This window comes from Dermabacter sp. HSID17554, from assembly GCF_003989295.1.
In the GTDB taxonomy this organism is placed as follows: domain Bacteria; phylum Actinomycetota; class Actinomycetes; order Actinomycetales; family Dermabacteraceae; genus Dermabacter; species Dermabacter vaginalis.
In genome coordinates this window covers 46,049-61,051 of the sequence record NZ_RBLW01000005.1, presented here as the reverse complement: position 1 = coordinate 61,051, position 15,003 = coordinate 46,049, and the positions used below count along the sequence as shown (strand labels likewise).

General features: G+C 62.6%; 11 protein-coding genes. 8 read left to right on the top strand and 3 right to left on the bottom strand.

Annotated features, from left to right (window positions below; translation table 11 throughout):
• The first annotated feature begins 187 nt into the window (after positions 1 to 187).
• The 5 genes from D8M36_RS08610 to D8M36_RS08590 all read left to right on the top strand — a co-directional run bounded on the left by D8M36_RS08610 (position 188) and on the right by D8M36_RS08590 (position 4,702).
• Positions 188 to 856: a TetR/AcrR family transcriptional regulator gene (locus tag D8M36_RS08610; protein WP_126848276.1), complete on the top strand. Its 669-nt coding sequence runs from the start codon at positions 188 to 190 to the stop codon at positions 854 to 856.
• A gap of 5 nt (positions 857 to 861) precedes the next feature.
• Positions 862 to 1,206: a PRC-barrel domain-containing protein gene (locus D8M36_RS08605; RefSeq protein WP_065247160.1), complete on the top strand. Its 345-nt coding sequence runs from the start codon at positions 862 to 864 to the stop codon at positions 1,204 to 1,206.
• 193 nt (positions 1,207 to 1,399) lie between these two features.
• Positions 1,400 to 2,734 (top strand): UDP-glucose dehydrogenase family protein, encoded by a 1,335-nt coding sequence (locus D8M36_RS08600; RefSeq protein ID WP_126848274.1) that lies wholly within the window; start codon positions 1,400 to 1,402, stop codon positions 2,732 to 2,734.
• Between the two features lie 36 nt (positions 2,735 to 2,770).
• Complete coding sequence (gene rfbB / locus D8M36_RS08595; RefSeq protein ID WP_126848272.1) at positions 2,771 to 3,787, top strand: dTDP-glucose 4,6-dehydratase; 1,017 nt, start codon at positions 2,771 to 2,773, stop codon at positions 3,785 to 3,787.
• 9 nt (positions 3,788 to 3,796) lie between these two features.
• The gene (locus D8M36_RS08590) at positions 3,797 to 4,702 is read left to right on the top strand and encodes an SDR family oxidoreductase (RefSeq protein WP_238638435.1); all 906 of its coding nucleotides are present in this window, start codon (positions 3,797 to 3,799) and stop codon (positions 4,700 to 4,702) included.
• Here the strand turns inward: D8M36_RS08590 and D8M36_RS08585 are convergent.
• Positions 4,699 to 5,979, bottom strand: a complete 1,281-nt coding sequence (locus D8M36_RS08585; protein WP_126848268.1) for a hypothetical protein — start codon at positions 5,977 to 5,979, stop codon at positions 4,699 to 4,701. The genes D8M36_RS08590 and D8M36_RS08585 overlap by 4 nt on opposite strands.
• A gap of 133 nt (positions 5,980 to 6,112) precedes the next feature.
• Positions 6,113 to 7,522 carry an NAD(P)/FAD-dependent oxidoreductase gene (locus D8M36_RS08580; protein WP_126848266.1) on the bottom strand — a complete coding sequence of 470 codons (1,410 nt, stop codon included), beginning with the start codon at positions 7,520 to 7,522 and terminating at the stop codon, positions 6,113 to 6,115.
• A 260-nt stretch (positions 7,523 to 7,782) separates the two neighbouring features.
• Between D8M36_RS08580 and D8M36_RS08575 the strand changes: the two genes are divergently transcribed.
• Positions 7,783 to 10,032, top strand: coding sequence for a 5'-nucleotidase C-terminal domain-containing protein (locus tag D8M36_RS08575; protein WP_126848264.1), 2,250 nt, complete (start codon positions 7,783 to 7,785; stop codon positions 10,030 to 10,032).
• Positions 10,033 to 10,099: 67 nt separating this feature from the next.
• Here D8M36_RS08575 and D8M36_RS08570 read toward each other — a convergent pair whose 3' ends face one another.
• Positions 10,100 to 10,570 (bottom strand): VanZ family protein, encoded by a 471-nt coding sequence (locus D8M36_RS08570; RefSeq protein ID WP_126848262.1) that lies wholly within the window; start codon positions 10,568 to 10,570, stop codon positions 10,100 to 10,102.
• Positions 10,571 to 10,612: 42 nt separating this feature from the next.
• Here D8M36_RS08570 and D8M36_RS08565 point away from each other — a divergent pair, with 42 nt between their 5' ends.
• Together D8M36_RS08565 and D8M36_RS08560 are read left to right on the top strand one after the other, a co-directional pair.
• A complete protein-coding gene (locus D8M36_RS08565) occupies positions 10,613 to 11,806 on the top strand; it encodes an exonuclease SbcCD subunit D (RefSeq protein WP_126848260.1) in 1,194 nt (397 codons plus the stop codon).
• Between the two features lie 4 nt (positions 11,807 to 11,810).
• Positions 11,811 to 14,951 (top strand): AAA family ATPase, encoded by a 3,141-nt coding sequence (locus tag D8M36_RS08560; protein WP_161970244.1) that lies wholly within the window; start codon positions 11,811 to 11,813, stop codon positions 14,949 to 14,951.
• Positions 14,952 to 15,003: the final 52 nt, after the last annotated feature.

The following is a 15,003-nucleotide window of genomic DNA, read 5'->3' as shown; positions in this document are numbered from 1 at the left end:
AAACTCTCAAGCTGTGCAATACTGGTGGTAACTGCTGTAAATATTGGTATTCGTCCGTGAATTTTCCCCCACCAGCATCACGGTAACTTACCGCACGCGCAGGTCGAGCCTCGAAGGTGTGGTTCGAATCGTACGTACGCGGCAGTCACTCGAAAGCACCGTTGAAAAAGCCTAGGAGTGTTGACACATGACCCCCGATCGCCGCACCTCTCGTCTCACGGTCGAACCCTCGCGTGAGCCCGGCGCACGAGTCAACCTCACCCGCGCGCGAGGTGAACGCACGCGCGAGGTCATCCTTGAAGAGGCCACGCTCCTGTTCTCCTCGTATGGCTACCGCGGCACGTCGCTTCGCGACATTTCCGAACGGGTGGGCATTTCCCACCCCGGCATGCTTCATCACTTCTCCCGCAAGGAAGCCCTGCTCCAGGCCGTTCTTGAGCGCGTCGCCGAGCACTTCGAGGCCCTCATTGACGACTTCGTGAAAACGGCACAAGAGCCGGCGGCCGTCCGCGAGTGGGATGCCGTTCGCCAGTACCAGTCGGTGATGTTCGCCGTGGTGCGGGCCGAGGCTGTCGAAAAGGACCACCCGGGGCACGAAGCCATCGTGGGTATGCAAACGATGGCCGAAGAAAAACTCACCGCACTTTTCGAGATGTACGAGGAAAAAGGGTGGCTTGAGGAAGGCGCGGCTCCAGAGTGGATCGCCCGATCGATCGTCGCGATGTGGACCGGAGTGTTCATGCGCGATGCACTCCTGGGTGATGGCCTCTATGATCATGACCTCTCGATCTTCCTGCGCATGTTCGTGATCCCCCTGCGCGAAGCTGACCCGTTTCCCCCGAAGGATAGAAAGTAGGGCCTATGGCGACCGAGGTTGAGCTCGACCGGCTCCGCAACGCTACCGTTCGGGAGTCATCAGGCGCGCGCCTCGGAAAGGTGTGCGAAATTTTCCTCAATGATCGCACGCAAAAAATCTCATTTGTCACCATCGCACTCGGCCCTTTTGGGATGCGAGAAGTCTATATTCCCTACGAATATATCGACCTCGATAATGAAGGCCCCAAAACCTCTCTCTGTCGCGAAATACTCGAGGCTGCCCCCCGCGCTAACGGGCTGGGTCATTTGACGTTCACGCAAGAAGAACAACTGCGTGCCTACTACGAGTCGGCCGTCGTGGTCGATCCGCACTCCACCCCGAAGTTCTGATCCGCCGAAGCTTCGATGGGGCGCGGCAACCGTCGGAAAATCAGACCTTGTTAACGGGCGCGTGAACGCCCGAAAGTACCCGGTGAACTCTCGGTGACCCTGGCGGGCGCGCACGTGCGCGGTCGATAGAGTCGAATCAATGGCATTTTTTCGCCACTGGATAATAGTTTACTGATTCGGCACGAGGGTATATATGAAAATCTCGGTGGTTGGGCTCGGATATCTTGGCGCGGTTCATGCAGTCTGCATGGCAGAACTGGGGCACGATGTCGTGGGGATCGATGTTGACACCGAGAGGATCGCCAAACTTGAGCGCGGCGAAGCGCCCTTCTTTGAGCCTGATTTCCCCGAAAAACTCTCCGCGGCACTCGAGCGCGGAACACTCCGGTTTTCAGCAGACCTTTCGGATGTACGCGAGTGCGATGTGCACTTCGTGTGCGTGGGCACGCCGCAGGGGTCCGACGGTTCCGCCGACCTCGGTGCGCTTCACGCCGTTCGCGAAGGTCTTCAGAAGGTCCTCGCTGATTCCACTCGCGAAAAAGTTCTCGTGGTGGGCAAATCGACCGTGCCAGTGGGCACGGCGCGTGGCCTGAGCGAGGCCTTCGCCGAATTGCCAAACATTGAACTCGCCTGGAATCCGGAATTCCTGCGCGAGGGATACGCGGTGAAGGACACGCTCGGTCCCGATCGCCTGGTATACGGCGTGCACGAGGATCAGCAGTTTTCAATCGCGCACCTTGACGCGGTGTACGCCCCCATCCTCGAAGCCGGTACGCCCCGACTCGTGTATGGCTATGAGAGCGCCGAACTCGTGAAGGTGAGCGCAAACGCGTTCCTCGCGACGAAGATCAGCTTCGTCAATGCAGTCGCGGAAATGTGCGAAGCGACGGGTGCGGATGTCGTCGAAGTCGCCGAGGCCATCGGTCTCGACGAACGCATTGGACGCCGCTTCCTCAAGGCCGGTATCGGTTTCGGCGGCGGGTGCCTCCCGAAGGATGTGCGTGCGTTCATCGCGAGCGCCGAGGAGCACGGCGTGGGGGATTCCTTCGAGTTTCTCCGCAACGTCGACCGGATTAACCAAAAGCGCCGTGCACGCCCCGTTCAGCTCGCTCTCGAACACTTCGGCGGCAACCTCGCGGGCGTGCCCATCACCGTTCTTGGTGCGGCATTCAAGCCCTATAGTGACGACGTACGCGATTCGCCGGCCATCGACATTGCGCTCTCGCTCGCGCGTCACGGCGCCGATGTGCGCATCACCGATCCGCAAGCCCTCGACGTTGTGCGGGGTCGCTACGAAGAGCTGACCCTCGTGGACAACCTCGAAGAAGCGATGAGCGGTGCGCGCCTGCTGATCCTCGCGACGGAGTGGCAGATCTACCGCGATCTTGATCCCGAGCGCGTTGCTGAGCTCGTGGCGGAACGGGTGGTGATCGACGGCCGTGGCGTGTTCGACCTTGCTCGCTGGCGCAAGGCGGGATTCGAGATCATGGCGCTCGGTCGTGGTGATCGGGCCGGGAGGCTCGCCTAGCTGTCTCGAGTGCCGTGCCGTGGCACACTAGCGGCTATGGGTGCAGCTCAGTTGATTGTGACGGGTGGCGCGGGGTTCATTGGTTCGAACTTCGTGCGCCACGTCGTTACACACGCGGATTATTCGGTGACAGTGCTCGACAAGCTCACGTATGCCGGATGCGAAGAAAACCTTGCGGATCTTCCCGAGCACCGCGTGCGTCTCGTCGTCGGGGACGTTGCCGATCGTGAGGTGACGCGTACGCTCGTGGGAAGCCTCGACCCCGAGCGTGATGCCGTGGTGCACTTCGCCGCCGAATCCCACAACGACAATGCCCTTGCCGATCCCTCCGTGTTCGTGCACTCCAACATCGTGGGGACGTTCGCGCTCTTGGAGGCGGTGCGCGAGTATGGTGTGCGCCTGCATCATGTCTCGACCGACGAAGTGTACGGGGACCTCGCTCTCAATACCGAAGAGCGCTTTACGGAGGGGTCTGCCTACCGGCCCAGTTCGCCCTATAGCGCATCGAAAGCGTCGAGTGATCTCCTCGTGGGCGCGTGGGTGCGCAGCTTCGGCGTGAGAGCCACGATTTCGACATGCTCGAATAACTACGGCCCCCGCCAGCACGTCGAGAAGTTCATTCCCCGGCAAATTACGAACCTTATCGACGGCGTGCGCCCGCGCGTCTTCGGCGATGGCGCGCACGTGCGCGATTGGATCCACGTTGACGATCATTCGTCGGCCGTTCTTGCTATTCTCGAGCGCGGACGCATCGGTGAAACCTACCTGGTTGGCGCCGGGTGCGAGAAAAGCAACCGCGAGGTCGCCGAAATTATCCTTAAGGTATGTGGGCGCGAGGCCGGCGAGATCGACTTCGTGGCCGACCGGCCCGGGCACGACGTGCGCTACGCACTCGATGCCCGCAAACTCGAGCAGGAACTTGGGTGGCGCCCGCGCCACCGCGACTTCACAGCCGGTATCCGTGAGACCGTACGCTGGTACCGCGACAACGAGCAGTGGTGGCGGGCCTCGAAGGCCGCGACCGAGGCGACATACGCGAAAAACGAACAGTAAGGAATGCCCGTGTCCCACGATTTTGCAACCTCGCCTGTGGAGAGTGCATGGCAGCAGGCCACCGAAACCCCCGAGCGGACCCTTGTGGTGGGCGCCGGCGGGCAGCTTGGTCGCGCCCTCCAGGGTTTGTGGCTTGGCCGCGACGACGTGGATTTCCTCGAGCGCGAGGTTCTCGATATTGGCGCGCATGCCTCGATTGAGGCCTTTGATTTTTCGCCCTACTCGGTGATCGTCAACGCTGCGGGATATACCGACAAGGATGGCGCGGAGAGCGCCGAGGGCCGCCGTGAGGCGTGGGCCGTGAACGCCCAGGGCGTGGCGCTACTCGTGTCGGCCGCGCGCGAAGCGGGCGCCGTTCTTGTGCACATCTCAAGCGACTACGTGTTCGATGGCTCGGAAGCGTTCCATACCGAAGAAGAGGGCTTTGCGCCGCTTGGCGTTTACGGTCAAACAAAGGCCGCTGGAGACGCGGCGGTCTCGACCCTCGCGGCGCATTACATTCTCCGCACGAGCTGGGTTGTAGGCGAGGGCAAGAACTTTGTGGCGACGATGCGCGAGCACGCACGAAACGGCGAATCGCCCTCCGTTGTGAACGACCAGTTCGGGCGCTTGACCTTCACCGAGGAAATCGCCCGCGCGATTGACTTCGTGTTGCGTGAACACGCGCCGTTTGGCACCTACAACGTGTCGAATTCCGGCGATCCCGCGTCGTGGTTTGACATCGCTCAAAAGGTTTTCGAGCTCACGGGCCACGATCCCAACATGGTCCAAAGCGTGTCGAGTGCGGAGTACCTCGATTCGCACAAGGGCATCGCTCTGCGCCCCATCAATTCGGCGCTTGATCTGAGCAAGATCACCGAAGCGGGTTTTCGCCCGCGTGAACATTTCGAGGCTCTCGCGGCGTACCTCGCCTAGCGATCGAAGTTGCGGCGCATGAGCACGATTGCGCCCGTTGCCGCAAGGCCAAGGCCCGCAATTACGCCCCCGATGAGCCATGCGACCGAGAGCCCGAGCGGTTGGCGAGAGGGATCGGTAATGAGCTGGGTCGAGCCTTCGTTCGACTCGTCGTCAGGCTTTGCGGGGAAGCTGCCCGGCGTGGGACCGGGCCTGTCAACGCCATCACTGCCCTGGCCATGGCCCGCGAGTTTTGAATAGTCGCTTCCTACAGCGCCGAAATCGGCCGAACGGCCGTGACCATTTCGCGCGGGGATACGTGACATGTGCGGGGCTCGAGGGCGAACGAAGTCGGAGCCAGCAGCCTCGGTTGAGGAGTTTCCAGCTTCGCCGTCGGTGTCGAGCCCGGGGGCCTGGTCGGTGTCACCGGGAGCCTCACTCGGATGTGCGTGCGAGGGCTCGCCTGAGTTGGGAAGAGGCGAAGGAGCTGCCGATGGTGAAGGCACGGCCGGTTCTGAAGGCGCCGCTGTGGGGCGTTCCGTGGGTTCCGGTTCCTCGGAGGGAGACTCCGTGGGGCTTGGCTTGGGCTCTTTTGATGGCGTTGGGGAAGGGGAGGGCGTGGGCTTCGGTGTCGGCTCCGAGGTTGGCTTCGGTGTCGGCTCGGTGGTCGGCTCCCGGGATGGCTCGGGGGAAGGCTCCGTGGTGGGTTCCGGGGATGGCTCCGCAGTGGGCTTCGGCGTCGGCGCTGGCGTAGGGGAGGGGCTCGCGGAGGGCGTGGGGCTCGGTGCCGGGTCCGACGGTTCAGCCGGCGTCGTCGGGGGCGGAGCCTGATCGGTGATCTCGACCGTCGCCATCGAGGCGGTTCCCTCCTCGAGTGGTGCCACGCTGATCGCGTAGGTTCCGGGTTCGGCGATCACGAAGGTCACCGTTGCGCGCCCATCAGCGCCTACCGCAGCAATCTCGCGCGAATAACCGAGCGGTGCGGTGCCCTCGGGAATTCCCTCGACGGGAGCGGGCGCGGCATCACCCGAGCCGGACGGCGAAGCATGTCGATACTCGCCGCGCACGCGCTGCCCTTCCTTGAGGCCGCACACGAGAGCGGTGAACTCCTTGGCTTTTTCCACCTTCTTCGCGGAAAGGGTAGCGGCGCCGGGCGTGCAGGTAGTGTCGGCAGCGAACGCCGCCACGGGGTGAAACGAGACCGGTGACGAAAGCGCAAGGCTTGAGGCCAGAACGCTCGCGCCCACGACGGCACCGCCGAGGCGGCGCCGAAGCGCGGTGTTCCGGTGCTGTGCCATGCAGTGTCCTCACGGGGTTGGCGAGCGGTGGTGAGCAGCGCGGCGAAATTGTCACGCACGATTCACCATAGGTGACGGAACAACCGTAAAGCGTTTAACGCGCTTAAAACCCGTGTAAAACCCGGGGCATGCCCTAGCGGCGCGTGCGCGGCTTGCCCGGATCCTTGAAGCGCTTGCCCGCCTGGTAGCCGAAGCGTCGGATCGGAGCGTTCTCACGGAAGGCTCGTCGTGCCTCGAACGAGTCCACATCGCCCACGACCGGGTTCGGTACGCGCGACATCCCCGTGCCGTTGTAGAGGTAAAGAAGATTCGCCGCGACCGAGCGGCGGTTGCGTGTGCCGAGAAGCTTCGAGACGTGTACGCCGAGCCACGCGAGCCAACCGACCGACCCTTGTAGATTGACCCCACCGGGGAGTTCCGCGATAGCGGCACGTCGGCCGATCGTGGCCATCGCCCCCAGGTCGTTGTACTTAAACGGCTTCTCCGCTGCGGCTTCATCACCTTCGACGAGCGCCCTGATGGCGCGCGCCACGTGCTGGCCCATTTGGACTGCTGGCTGGGCGAGCTGCGGCTGAGGGTTGTCACCGCCGGCGATATCGCCCGCGGCCCACACGTTGTCGAAACCCTTGACGCGCAGCGTGGGATCGACGTCGATGCGCCCGCCGCGTCCCTGCGGAAGGCCCCACTCGTTGACTGACGTTGACACGCTCACGCCCGCGGCCCAGATCGTGATGTCTGATTCGACGTAGGAGCCATCGGCGAGGCGCACAAAGTCGTAACCGACCTCTTCAACGCCCTGGCCGAGACGAAGCGTCACGCCACGTTTTTTGAGCTCGCGCGCCGCATACTCGCGGTGCTGAGGCTCGAAGGCTTTGAGGAGTTCATCGCCGCGTTGAATGAGGGAGATCTCGAGGGTGCCTGGATCCACCTCCGGGTAGAGCACATCGAGCTCGCTGATGCGGAAATCGGCAAGCGCACCCGCAATCTCCACACCCGTGGGGCCGCCACCCACGATCGAAATCGCGAGACGGTCGGTGAAGCTCATCTCCTTGAGCTGAGTTGCGCGCTCGAGCTCCGCGAAAATTCGCTCACGGATCTCAAGGGCCTGCGAGCGGGTGTACATCGGCATCGCGAATTCCTCCGCGCCCGGCGTACCGAAATAGTTCGTGGTGGCGCCACTTGCCAAAACGAGGTGGTCATAGCGCACCGAGCCGCCGTCGGAAAGTTTCACAACCTGCTCGTCGGTGTCGACCCCGGTGACCTCGCCCTGGCGGAAGCGCATGTTGGGGGCGTGGAGGGAGAGCCCGCGCAGGAACATCGTGACATCGCCGGAGTTCAGGCCGGCGGTGGCCACCTGGTAGAGAAGGGGCTGGAAGGTCTTGTAGACGTTCCGATCGATGAGGGTCACGCGCACACGCACGTCGCGAAGGGCGAGTACGAGGTGGGCGCCGGCGAATCCGCCGCCCACGATCACGACATGGGGCCAGCTTGCACCGTCTTTGGCGGGCACGGTTTTGCGGTAGAACGCGGGGAGCAGGGGCATGAACGATCTGTTCCTTCGGTAATGCAACTTGGCTACGGCCGCCCACAAGGTTAAGGCGAGAAGTGTGAAAGAAAGCTCCACATCGTGGTAGCGCTGAGGGGGAGCACGAGAACGACGCAAAATGAACGCGCCGTGAATTTTGTGTCCCAGTTGCGTCAAACTCACGCACGCGCGCGAACTCTCTCGTGTGCAATAAAGGGGAACCCTTTTAGACCCGCGCGGTCTTCCCCGTGCCCGCGCACGACTCCTCAAGGAAAAACATGGCTCTCTCCCTGCGCCGCGCCGGTGCACTCCTCGCCGCGGCATTCGTGACGGCCCCGCTGGTGGCCGCATCCCCGGCCTTCGCCGAGGAACAGCAAGACACCCTTACTCTTTTCAATATCAACGACTTCCACGGCCGCATCAACGCTTCGGCGAAGGACCTCGCCTGCACGCTCGAAGAAGAACGCGCGAAGGTCGACGGCCCTTCGTTCTTCCTTTCGGCTGGCGATAACGTCGGCGCGAGCGAGTTCGAATCGTTCATCCAGCAGGATCAGCCGACGATCGACTACCTCAATGCACTCGGCCTCGAGGCTAGCGCCGTCGGTAACCACGAGTTCGATCAGGGATTTGACGACCTCACTGGACGCATTGCGAAGAACTCGCATTTCGAGATCCTCGGTGCGAACGTGTACAAGGACGGAAGGCGGGCGCTGCCGGCCTACTCGATTGAGGAGCACGACGGTTTCAAGGTTGCCGTGATCGGTGTTGTAACCGAGCAAACTCGTGACCTCGTGTCCCCCGCGGGAATCGAAGGTGTCGAGTTCACCGATGCCGTAGACGAGGTTAATAAGGTCGTCCAGGAAATGGAGGCTGAGGGCGTCGAGTACGACTTCCTCGTGGCTGAGTACCACGCGGGCGGTGCAAAGAGCGCCGAGGCTGGTTCGACGATCGACGACGCGCTTCTCGCGCGCCTCGCGGAGGACACCTCCCCAAAGGTGAACGCTATCTTCACCGGCCACACCCACAAGTCCTATCTGTACGTGCACAACGGTCGTTCGATCATCCAGACCGGCGAGTACGGGCAGAATCTTGGCGCCGTTTCCTTCACGAAGGATGCCGAGGGCAATTGGAGCGCCGGGGAACCGACACTCGTGCCCACCAAAGGTAAGTCTGAGGGGGAAGGCTGCGCGAACTACCCGCGGTACGTCGAGGCTGCGAAGATCGCCGACGCTGCGATTGCGAAGGGCGACGAGCTCGGCTCGAAGAAGATCGGCGAGGTCACGGGTGACATTACGACCGCGTGGGACGGCTCAAAGGCCGAGTACAAGAACGATACGTGGAGCCGCAAGGCCGGTGATGAGAGCAAGAAGGGCGATGACCGTTCGTCCAGTTCGGCAATCTCCAATATCGCCGCTGAATCCCAGGTGTGGGCGCTGAACCGCGATTCCTACCCGGGTAAGAAGCCCGATCTTGGCGTCATGGGCCCCGGTTCGATGCGCGCCGAGCTCTATTACAACGAGGATGGAACGGTGAGCGTCAAGAACGCAAACGACGTCATGCCGTTCGCTAACAACGTGCACACGGTCGACCTGACGGGCGCGCAGCTCAAAACCATGCTTGAACAGCAGTGGCGCGATAACGCTGATCGCCCCTACCTCCAGCTGGGGCTATCGAACAATGTGAGCTACACGTTCGATCCGAGCGCCGAGAAGGGCGAGCACATCACGGGCATCTGGCTCAACGGAAAGCAGATCGACCTTACCGACACCGAGAAGCTCTACACGGTCGTCGGCCAGAGCTTCCTGCTCGACGGTGGTGACGAGTTCAGCGTCTTCAAGGAGGGCAAGAACCACGTCGATACGGGTCTTCTCGATCGCGATACGTGGATGGACTACATCGCGAAGAATTCCCCCCTCGCACCCGATTACAGCCAGCGCGGCGCGGGCATCGAGTTCCTCAACGAGGATCCTGCGTCTGCCGGCACGAAGGACAACCCGCTGCGTGTGCGGATCACGAAGCTCCACTCGACTTCACTCGGGGCACCGAAGATTACGAAAGCAATCGTGACGATCGGTGGTCACACGTACGAGACCGACTACGCGTTTGACGAGACGCTCGGCGAGTGGGCCGCAACCGTGGACCTCTTCCCGCATGAGTGTCTTGAGGCTGGCGAGTACGACGCAACCGTCACGGCTGTTCCCGAGACCGGCACAGCCATCACCCTTCCACTGAAGGTGACCCGCACGGGTGACGTCCCCGCGAACTGCTCCGAGGGCGGCACTGACGAGGGTGGCACCGATGAGGGTGGCAGCACCGAAGATGGCTCGGGTGAGGGCAGTGACCGGGGCGATGGCGAGGATTCCGACGCCGGCACGCCAGAATCGCAGCCGTCGACGGAGCACGACGCTCGCACACCTTCTGTGTCGAGCCTTCCGCGAACAGGTGCAGAAATCACCAGCCTTGTCGCCCTTTCCGCTGTTGCCATGATTGCGGGTGCGAGCGTGCTTGTGCATCGCCGTCGCGCATAGATGTGCGCACTTCATGAGCGCGGGGCGCCTTGCACCGGACCATCGAGCCCGGGTGCGGGGCGCCCCCTCAGTTTGTGGAGAGGCGTGAGCGAGAACGCTGGGCGAGCGCGAGTTCGATCCACAGGGCTCCGACGCCGAGAGCGATTCCGCAGGCATCTGCAAGGAGGTCGGTGAAGTCAGCCGAGCGCGCCGGCATGAACGACTGCAGGATCTCGATTGCGGCGCCCCAAAGAATGAGGGCCGCGATGACGGCGAGCAAGCGTCGGACCCGCACGGACCCGAACACCGAACCGAGCTGCGCGTGACCCCTTTCGTGGGCGCCGTGCGCTGGCGCGGAGGACCACGCGAGAACGCTTTGATCCTGAAGTGTCAGGAGCCTCGCAAAAGCCCAGGTTGTGAAGGCAAAGATGAGAGTGTGACCGATCTTATCGGCGCCGGGGAGGCTCATGACGGGCTCGGCGGCGTTCGGAATCTTCGGCATGAAAAACACGGCGTTGGCGAGCGCCGCCACGAGGGCGAGAAAAGGTGCGGAATTCATGAGGTGAGTTTAAATGTCCCACCCTCCTTTTAGAGTGAAAGCATGAAAATTCTTCACACGTCGGATTGGCACCTCGGGCGCACCCTTCACGGCGAAAACCTGCACGAAGAGCAGCGAACTTTTCAGGAGTTCCTCCTCGCGAAGGTTCGCGAGACGCGCGCCCACGCGCTCGTGATCGCGGGGGATATTTACGATCGCTCGGTGCCGCCCGTCGAGGCGGTCGAGCTTCTCCACGCATCGCTTGCGGCGCTTGCGGAGGAAACCACGGTGATCCTCACGCCTGGAAACCACGATTCGGCGGTGCGTCTTGGCTTCGGCGCAAAACTTATGCGGCCCGGCATCCACATTCTTGCGAATATCGAAGGCATTGAGCATCCGGTTTCGGTGGCCGATGAGCACGGTGAGGTGCTCTTTTTCGGCCTGCCCTTCCTCGACCCGGATCTCGCGCGCTACAGTCTCGCGCCGAAGGGCGCAGTGCCGTTGCCGCGTTCTCACGAAAGCGTCACAGCGAACGCGATGGATCGCGTGCGCGCGAAACTCGAGGTGCTCGGGAACCCGCGAAGTGTCGTGCTTGCCCACACCTTTGTCGCGGGTGGCGATGGCTCGGATTCGGAACGTGATCTGAGCGTGGGGGGCGTCGCGTCTGTTCCCGGCAGTGTGTTTGAAGGTGTCGATTACGTTGCCCTCGGCCACCTCCACGGCTGCCAAAACATGAGCGCCCTCGTGCCGGGGGAGCGGCCCGTCGCGTGGTACTCGGGAAGCCCCCTCGCATTCTCATTCTCGGAGCGCCACCACACGAAGGCCGTTCTTCTCGTGGAGATGAACGAATCTGGGGCGGTCGAGGTCGAACGCCTCCCCACCCCCGTGCGCCGAAGGCTCGTGGAACTCGAGGGAAGCCTCGCGAGCATTCTTGCGCACAAAGAAGAGCACGGCGAGGATTGGATCCACGCGATCGTGAGGGAGGAATCACGCCCCGCACACCTCCAACAGACCCTTCGCGCAGCCTTCGAGCACCTCCTCTTCACGGAGTTTCACTCGACACGCGCGCAGGTGAGCACCGAGGCACCGGTGGTGACTCAGGAAGCCTCGCCCGCCGAAGTCGTCTCAGAATTCTTCGACTACCTCACGGGTGCCGAGCCGAACGCCGCACAGCGCGAGATCATCGAGCAAGTTCTTACCGATGCGCGCGCCCGCGCCGATCTCACCGAATCGCACGCGAAAAGGAAGGTCTCCTAGACGCATGAAGCTTCACCATCTCAGCTTCGAGGGCATCGGTCCATTCAAAGATCGGGTCGATCTCGACTTTGATGCGCTCGGCGCGAGCGGGCTGTTCCTTCTCGAAGGAGCCACGGGCTCGGGGAAATCGACCATCATCGATGCGATTGTGTTCGCGCTCTACGGCAACGTTGCAGGCGGCGGTTCGAGTGATGCCCGTGTGCGCAGCGATTTTATGCCGAACACGCGACCGAGCGTCGTGGACCTCTTCTTTGAAGTGCCGCGGGGCATCTATCGTGTGCGTCGTACTCCCGCCTACGAACGCGCGCGACTTCGCGGCACAGGTGCGCCCGTGCATGAGAATCAAACCGCGAAGCTGTGGAAGCTCAGTTCGCCGGAGGCACTCGCCGAGGCCATTCACGGAACCGAACGCGCCAACGACATCGAACCGATCGCGAACCGCCCCCAGGATGTTGGCGCGGAGGTTCGCGAGCTCCTTGGCCTCACACACGCGCAGTTCACGCAAACCGTTGTTCTTCCCCAGGGTGAGTTCGCACGCTTCCTCAAAGCCGACACGAGTGAACGCAAGATTGTGCTGGAGCGGATCTTCCAGACTCAGTTCTATGAACAGATCGAGCAGTCCTTTGGCGAGCTCAGGCGCGAGGCCCAGCGAGATGTCGATGCCTCGAAAGCGGAGCTCGGCGCAACCCTCGAACGTGTTCTCGAAGCGGCCTCGGCAAGCGAGGACCAACGAGCCCAGGCACTTGCCGATACGAGAGGCTTCACGCCCGCAGGCCTCGAGCGCGCACGTGAAATTGGCGCGGAACTCGAGGAAGCGGCCGAGGAAGCTCTTGGTGAGGCCACGCGCATGCGGGAGATGGCGTCAGTTGCGTCAAACGAAGCGGAAGAAGCGGCGAAGGATGCCGCCGAACGCCACGATCTGCTCGTGCGGAAAAGTCAGCTCGACGCCCACGAAAAGAAACGCGCGGGGCTTGATGAGGCGGTGCGTGAGGCGCGTGAACACCTTGCCGGCCACGAGCGCGCCGAGAAGCCGTTTTATGCCCACGAGCAGGAAAAGAGCGCGGCCGAAGCACTGCACGCCGCCGCTCGAGAACTGCCGGAGGCCGAGCGTGAGGAATCGCCGCAGTGGGAAGCGCGAGGTCAGGAGGAAAGTGAGCGCGGCGAAAGTGCGCTGCGCATGGCTGCCGCGCTCGCGGGGCTCGAAAAAGAGGAGGCTGCGCTCCCGCGCCGAGAGCAGGAGGTGAAGAAGGCGGCGCAGCGGGCTGAACGCGCGGAGGCGGAGTCGCAGAAAAAGGCCACCCTGCTGAAGGAGCGTCCGGCGGAACGCGAGAAGCTCATCGAGAAACATCGTGAGTTTAGCGAGCAGGCCGCGAAGCTCGTCGCACTCAAAGAAAAACGCGAAGCCCACGCCGCTCGCGTGCGCGTCGCTGCGGAGGCGCGCATAAGCCTCGACACTTACCGCACCCAGACGCAGCGCGAGTGTGACACGCTCGCAGAGCTCAAGCGCGCGAGCGAGGAAGAGTCGCTCCTTCGCCGCAAGAGAATCGACGCGATCGCGTTCGAGCTCGCCGCGAATCTTGTGCAAGGCGAGGCATGCCCCGTGTGCGGTGCGTGCGAGCACCCGGCCCCTGCGCATACCGAGGATGAGCTCGTAAGCCAAGAACGCATCGCCCAGGCGGAACATGCACGGGTGACGGCAGAGCAGTGTCTGAGTGAAGCGCGCTCGGCAGCTGCGGCGACCAAGGCCCTCCACATTGACGCGCTCGAGCGTGCGTGGGGCGAGAGCGTGAACGAAGATCTCGTCCGATTTCAGGAAGAGTTGCCAGCACTCATCGAGCGCCTCGACAACGAAGGCGCCGCACTCGCGAGAGAAGAACACGCTGCGCAGGAAGCTGAAGTCGAGCGTGAACATGTAAGCACGGAAATCGCGAAGTTCGATGAGCGCACGAGCGCCCTCGAGCGCGAGGCGCATGAAAGTGCCTTGACCGCGGAGCGTGCAGCTGTCGACTCCCAGCACCTTGCGAAGAACCTTACGGAAACCCGCCAGGCGATTGCCGCCGAATTGAAGGCCCATAACGCTACTCACGAGACTCTCGCAGAGCTTCGTTTGTCGCTTCTTTCGGTGGGGGAGGCCGCACGCGCACACGCGCGCCTTCTTGACAAATGCCTCGAAGCGCGGGGCGTGCATGAGCGCGCGAAAACTCGCCTCGCCGAAGCACTCGCGGCGAGCGGCTTCGACAACGTCGAGGAAGTGGTGCACGCGCGTCTTTCGACCGAACGAAAACACACCTACGAGAACACCGTGCGCGAATACTCGTCACTCAGGGCAGTAATCGAGGAGGCTAAAAAGGACGAACGCCTCGCCCAGATCGAGGCGAATGCTTCCGCCCTTGAAGTGGCTACCGAGGCCCTTGAAGTGACGCAGGCGCGCGTGCGTGTGAAACGCGATGAGCACACCGCGGCCGCGGGTCTCCACGCCACCCGCGCCAAGATACTTGAGCGCGTGAAGCGTGCACGCGCCGATTTCACGGCCCGCGCCGCCGCGCACGAGAAACGCTCGGCTCGTCAGAGCGAAGTGTTGCACCTCGCGAATGTTGCCACGGGCAATTCGAGCGACGCGAAGGCGCGACTCACACTCTCAACCTTCGCGGTCATGCGCCGCTTCGAGAAAGTCATCGAGGCGGCAAATGTGCGCCTTGGTGCTCTTTCCGGCGGGATCTACGAGATTCGCCTCGCGCATCCAGAGAAGATTGGCCGTAAGCAGGTCGGCCTCGATCTCGAGATGGTCGACCTGCGTCACGACTCGTCCCGGTCACCCTCGACTCTTTCAGGCGGTGAAACGTTCTACGTGTCGCTCGCTCTAGCTCTCGGCCTCGCCGACATCGTGAGTGGGGAAAACGGCGGCGTGCAGATGAACACCCTTTTTATCGACGAGGGCTTTGGCACGCTTGACCCCGAGAAGCTCGACGGTGTCATCGCCGAGATCAGGGAACTCGCTGCCCACGGTCGCACAGTCGGGATCATCTCCCACGTTGCCGAACTCAAATCGCAAATTGCGGAAAAAGTGCACGTTGAAAGAAAGTCCGACGGCACCTCACGTATCAGCGTGAGTGCACAGCCCACGCAGCTTCCGCAATTCTCCTAGACTGAAGTTTCTACTCACGACGAGCATCCGGACCCTTGACCGCCCCGCACCG

Excerpts from the sequence above, each read along its gene's own strand:
- D8M36_RS08610 (WP_126848276.1), top strand. The coding sequence starts at position 188 with ATGACCCCCGATCGCCGCACCTCTCGTCTCACGGTCGAACCCTCGCGT.
- D8M36_RS08605 (WP_065247160.1), top strand. The coding sequence starts at position 862 with ATGGCGACCGAGGTTGAGCTCGACCGGCTCCGCAACGCTACCGTTCGG.
- D8M36_RS08600 (WP_126848274.1), top strand. The coding sequence starts at position 1,400 with ATGAAAATCTCGGTGGTTGGGCTCGGATATCTTGGCGCGGTTCATGCA.
- rfbB (WP_126848272.1), top strand. The coding sequence starts at position 2,771 with ATGGGTGCAGCTCAGTTGATTGTGACGGGTGGCGCGGGGTTCATTGGT.
- D8M36_RS08585 (WP_126848268.1), bottom strand. The coding sequence starts at position 5,979 with ATGGCACAGCACCGGAACACCGCGCTTCGGCGCCGCCTCGGCGGTGCC.
- D8M36_RS08580 (WP_126848266.1), bottom strand. The coding sequence starts at position 7,522 with ATGCCCCTGCTCCCCGCGTTCTACCGCAAAACCGTGCCCGCCAAAGAC.
- D8M36_RS08575 (WP_126848264.1), top strand. The coding sequence starts at position 7,783 with ATGGCTCTCTCCCTGCGCCGCGCCGGTGCACTCCTCGCCGCGGCATTC.
- D8M36_RS08570 (WP_126848262.1), bottom strand. The coding sequence starts at position 10,570 with ATGAATTCCGCACCTTTTCTCGCCCTCGTGGCGGCGCTCGCCAACGCC.
- D8M36_RS08565 (WP_126848260.1), top strand. The coding sequence starts at position 10,613 with ATGAAAATTCTTCACACGTCGGATTGGCACCTCGGGCGCACCCTTCAC.
- D8M36_RS08560 (WP_161970244.1), top strand. The coding sequence starts at position 11,811 with ATGAAGCTTCACCATCTCAGCTTCGAGGGCATCGGTCCATTCAAAGAT.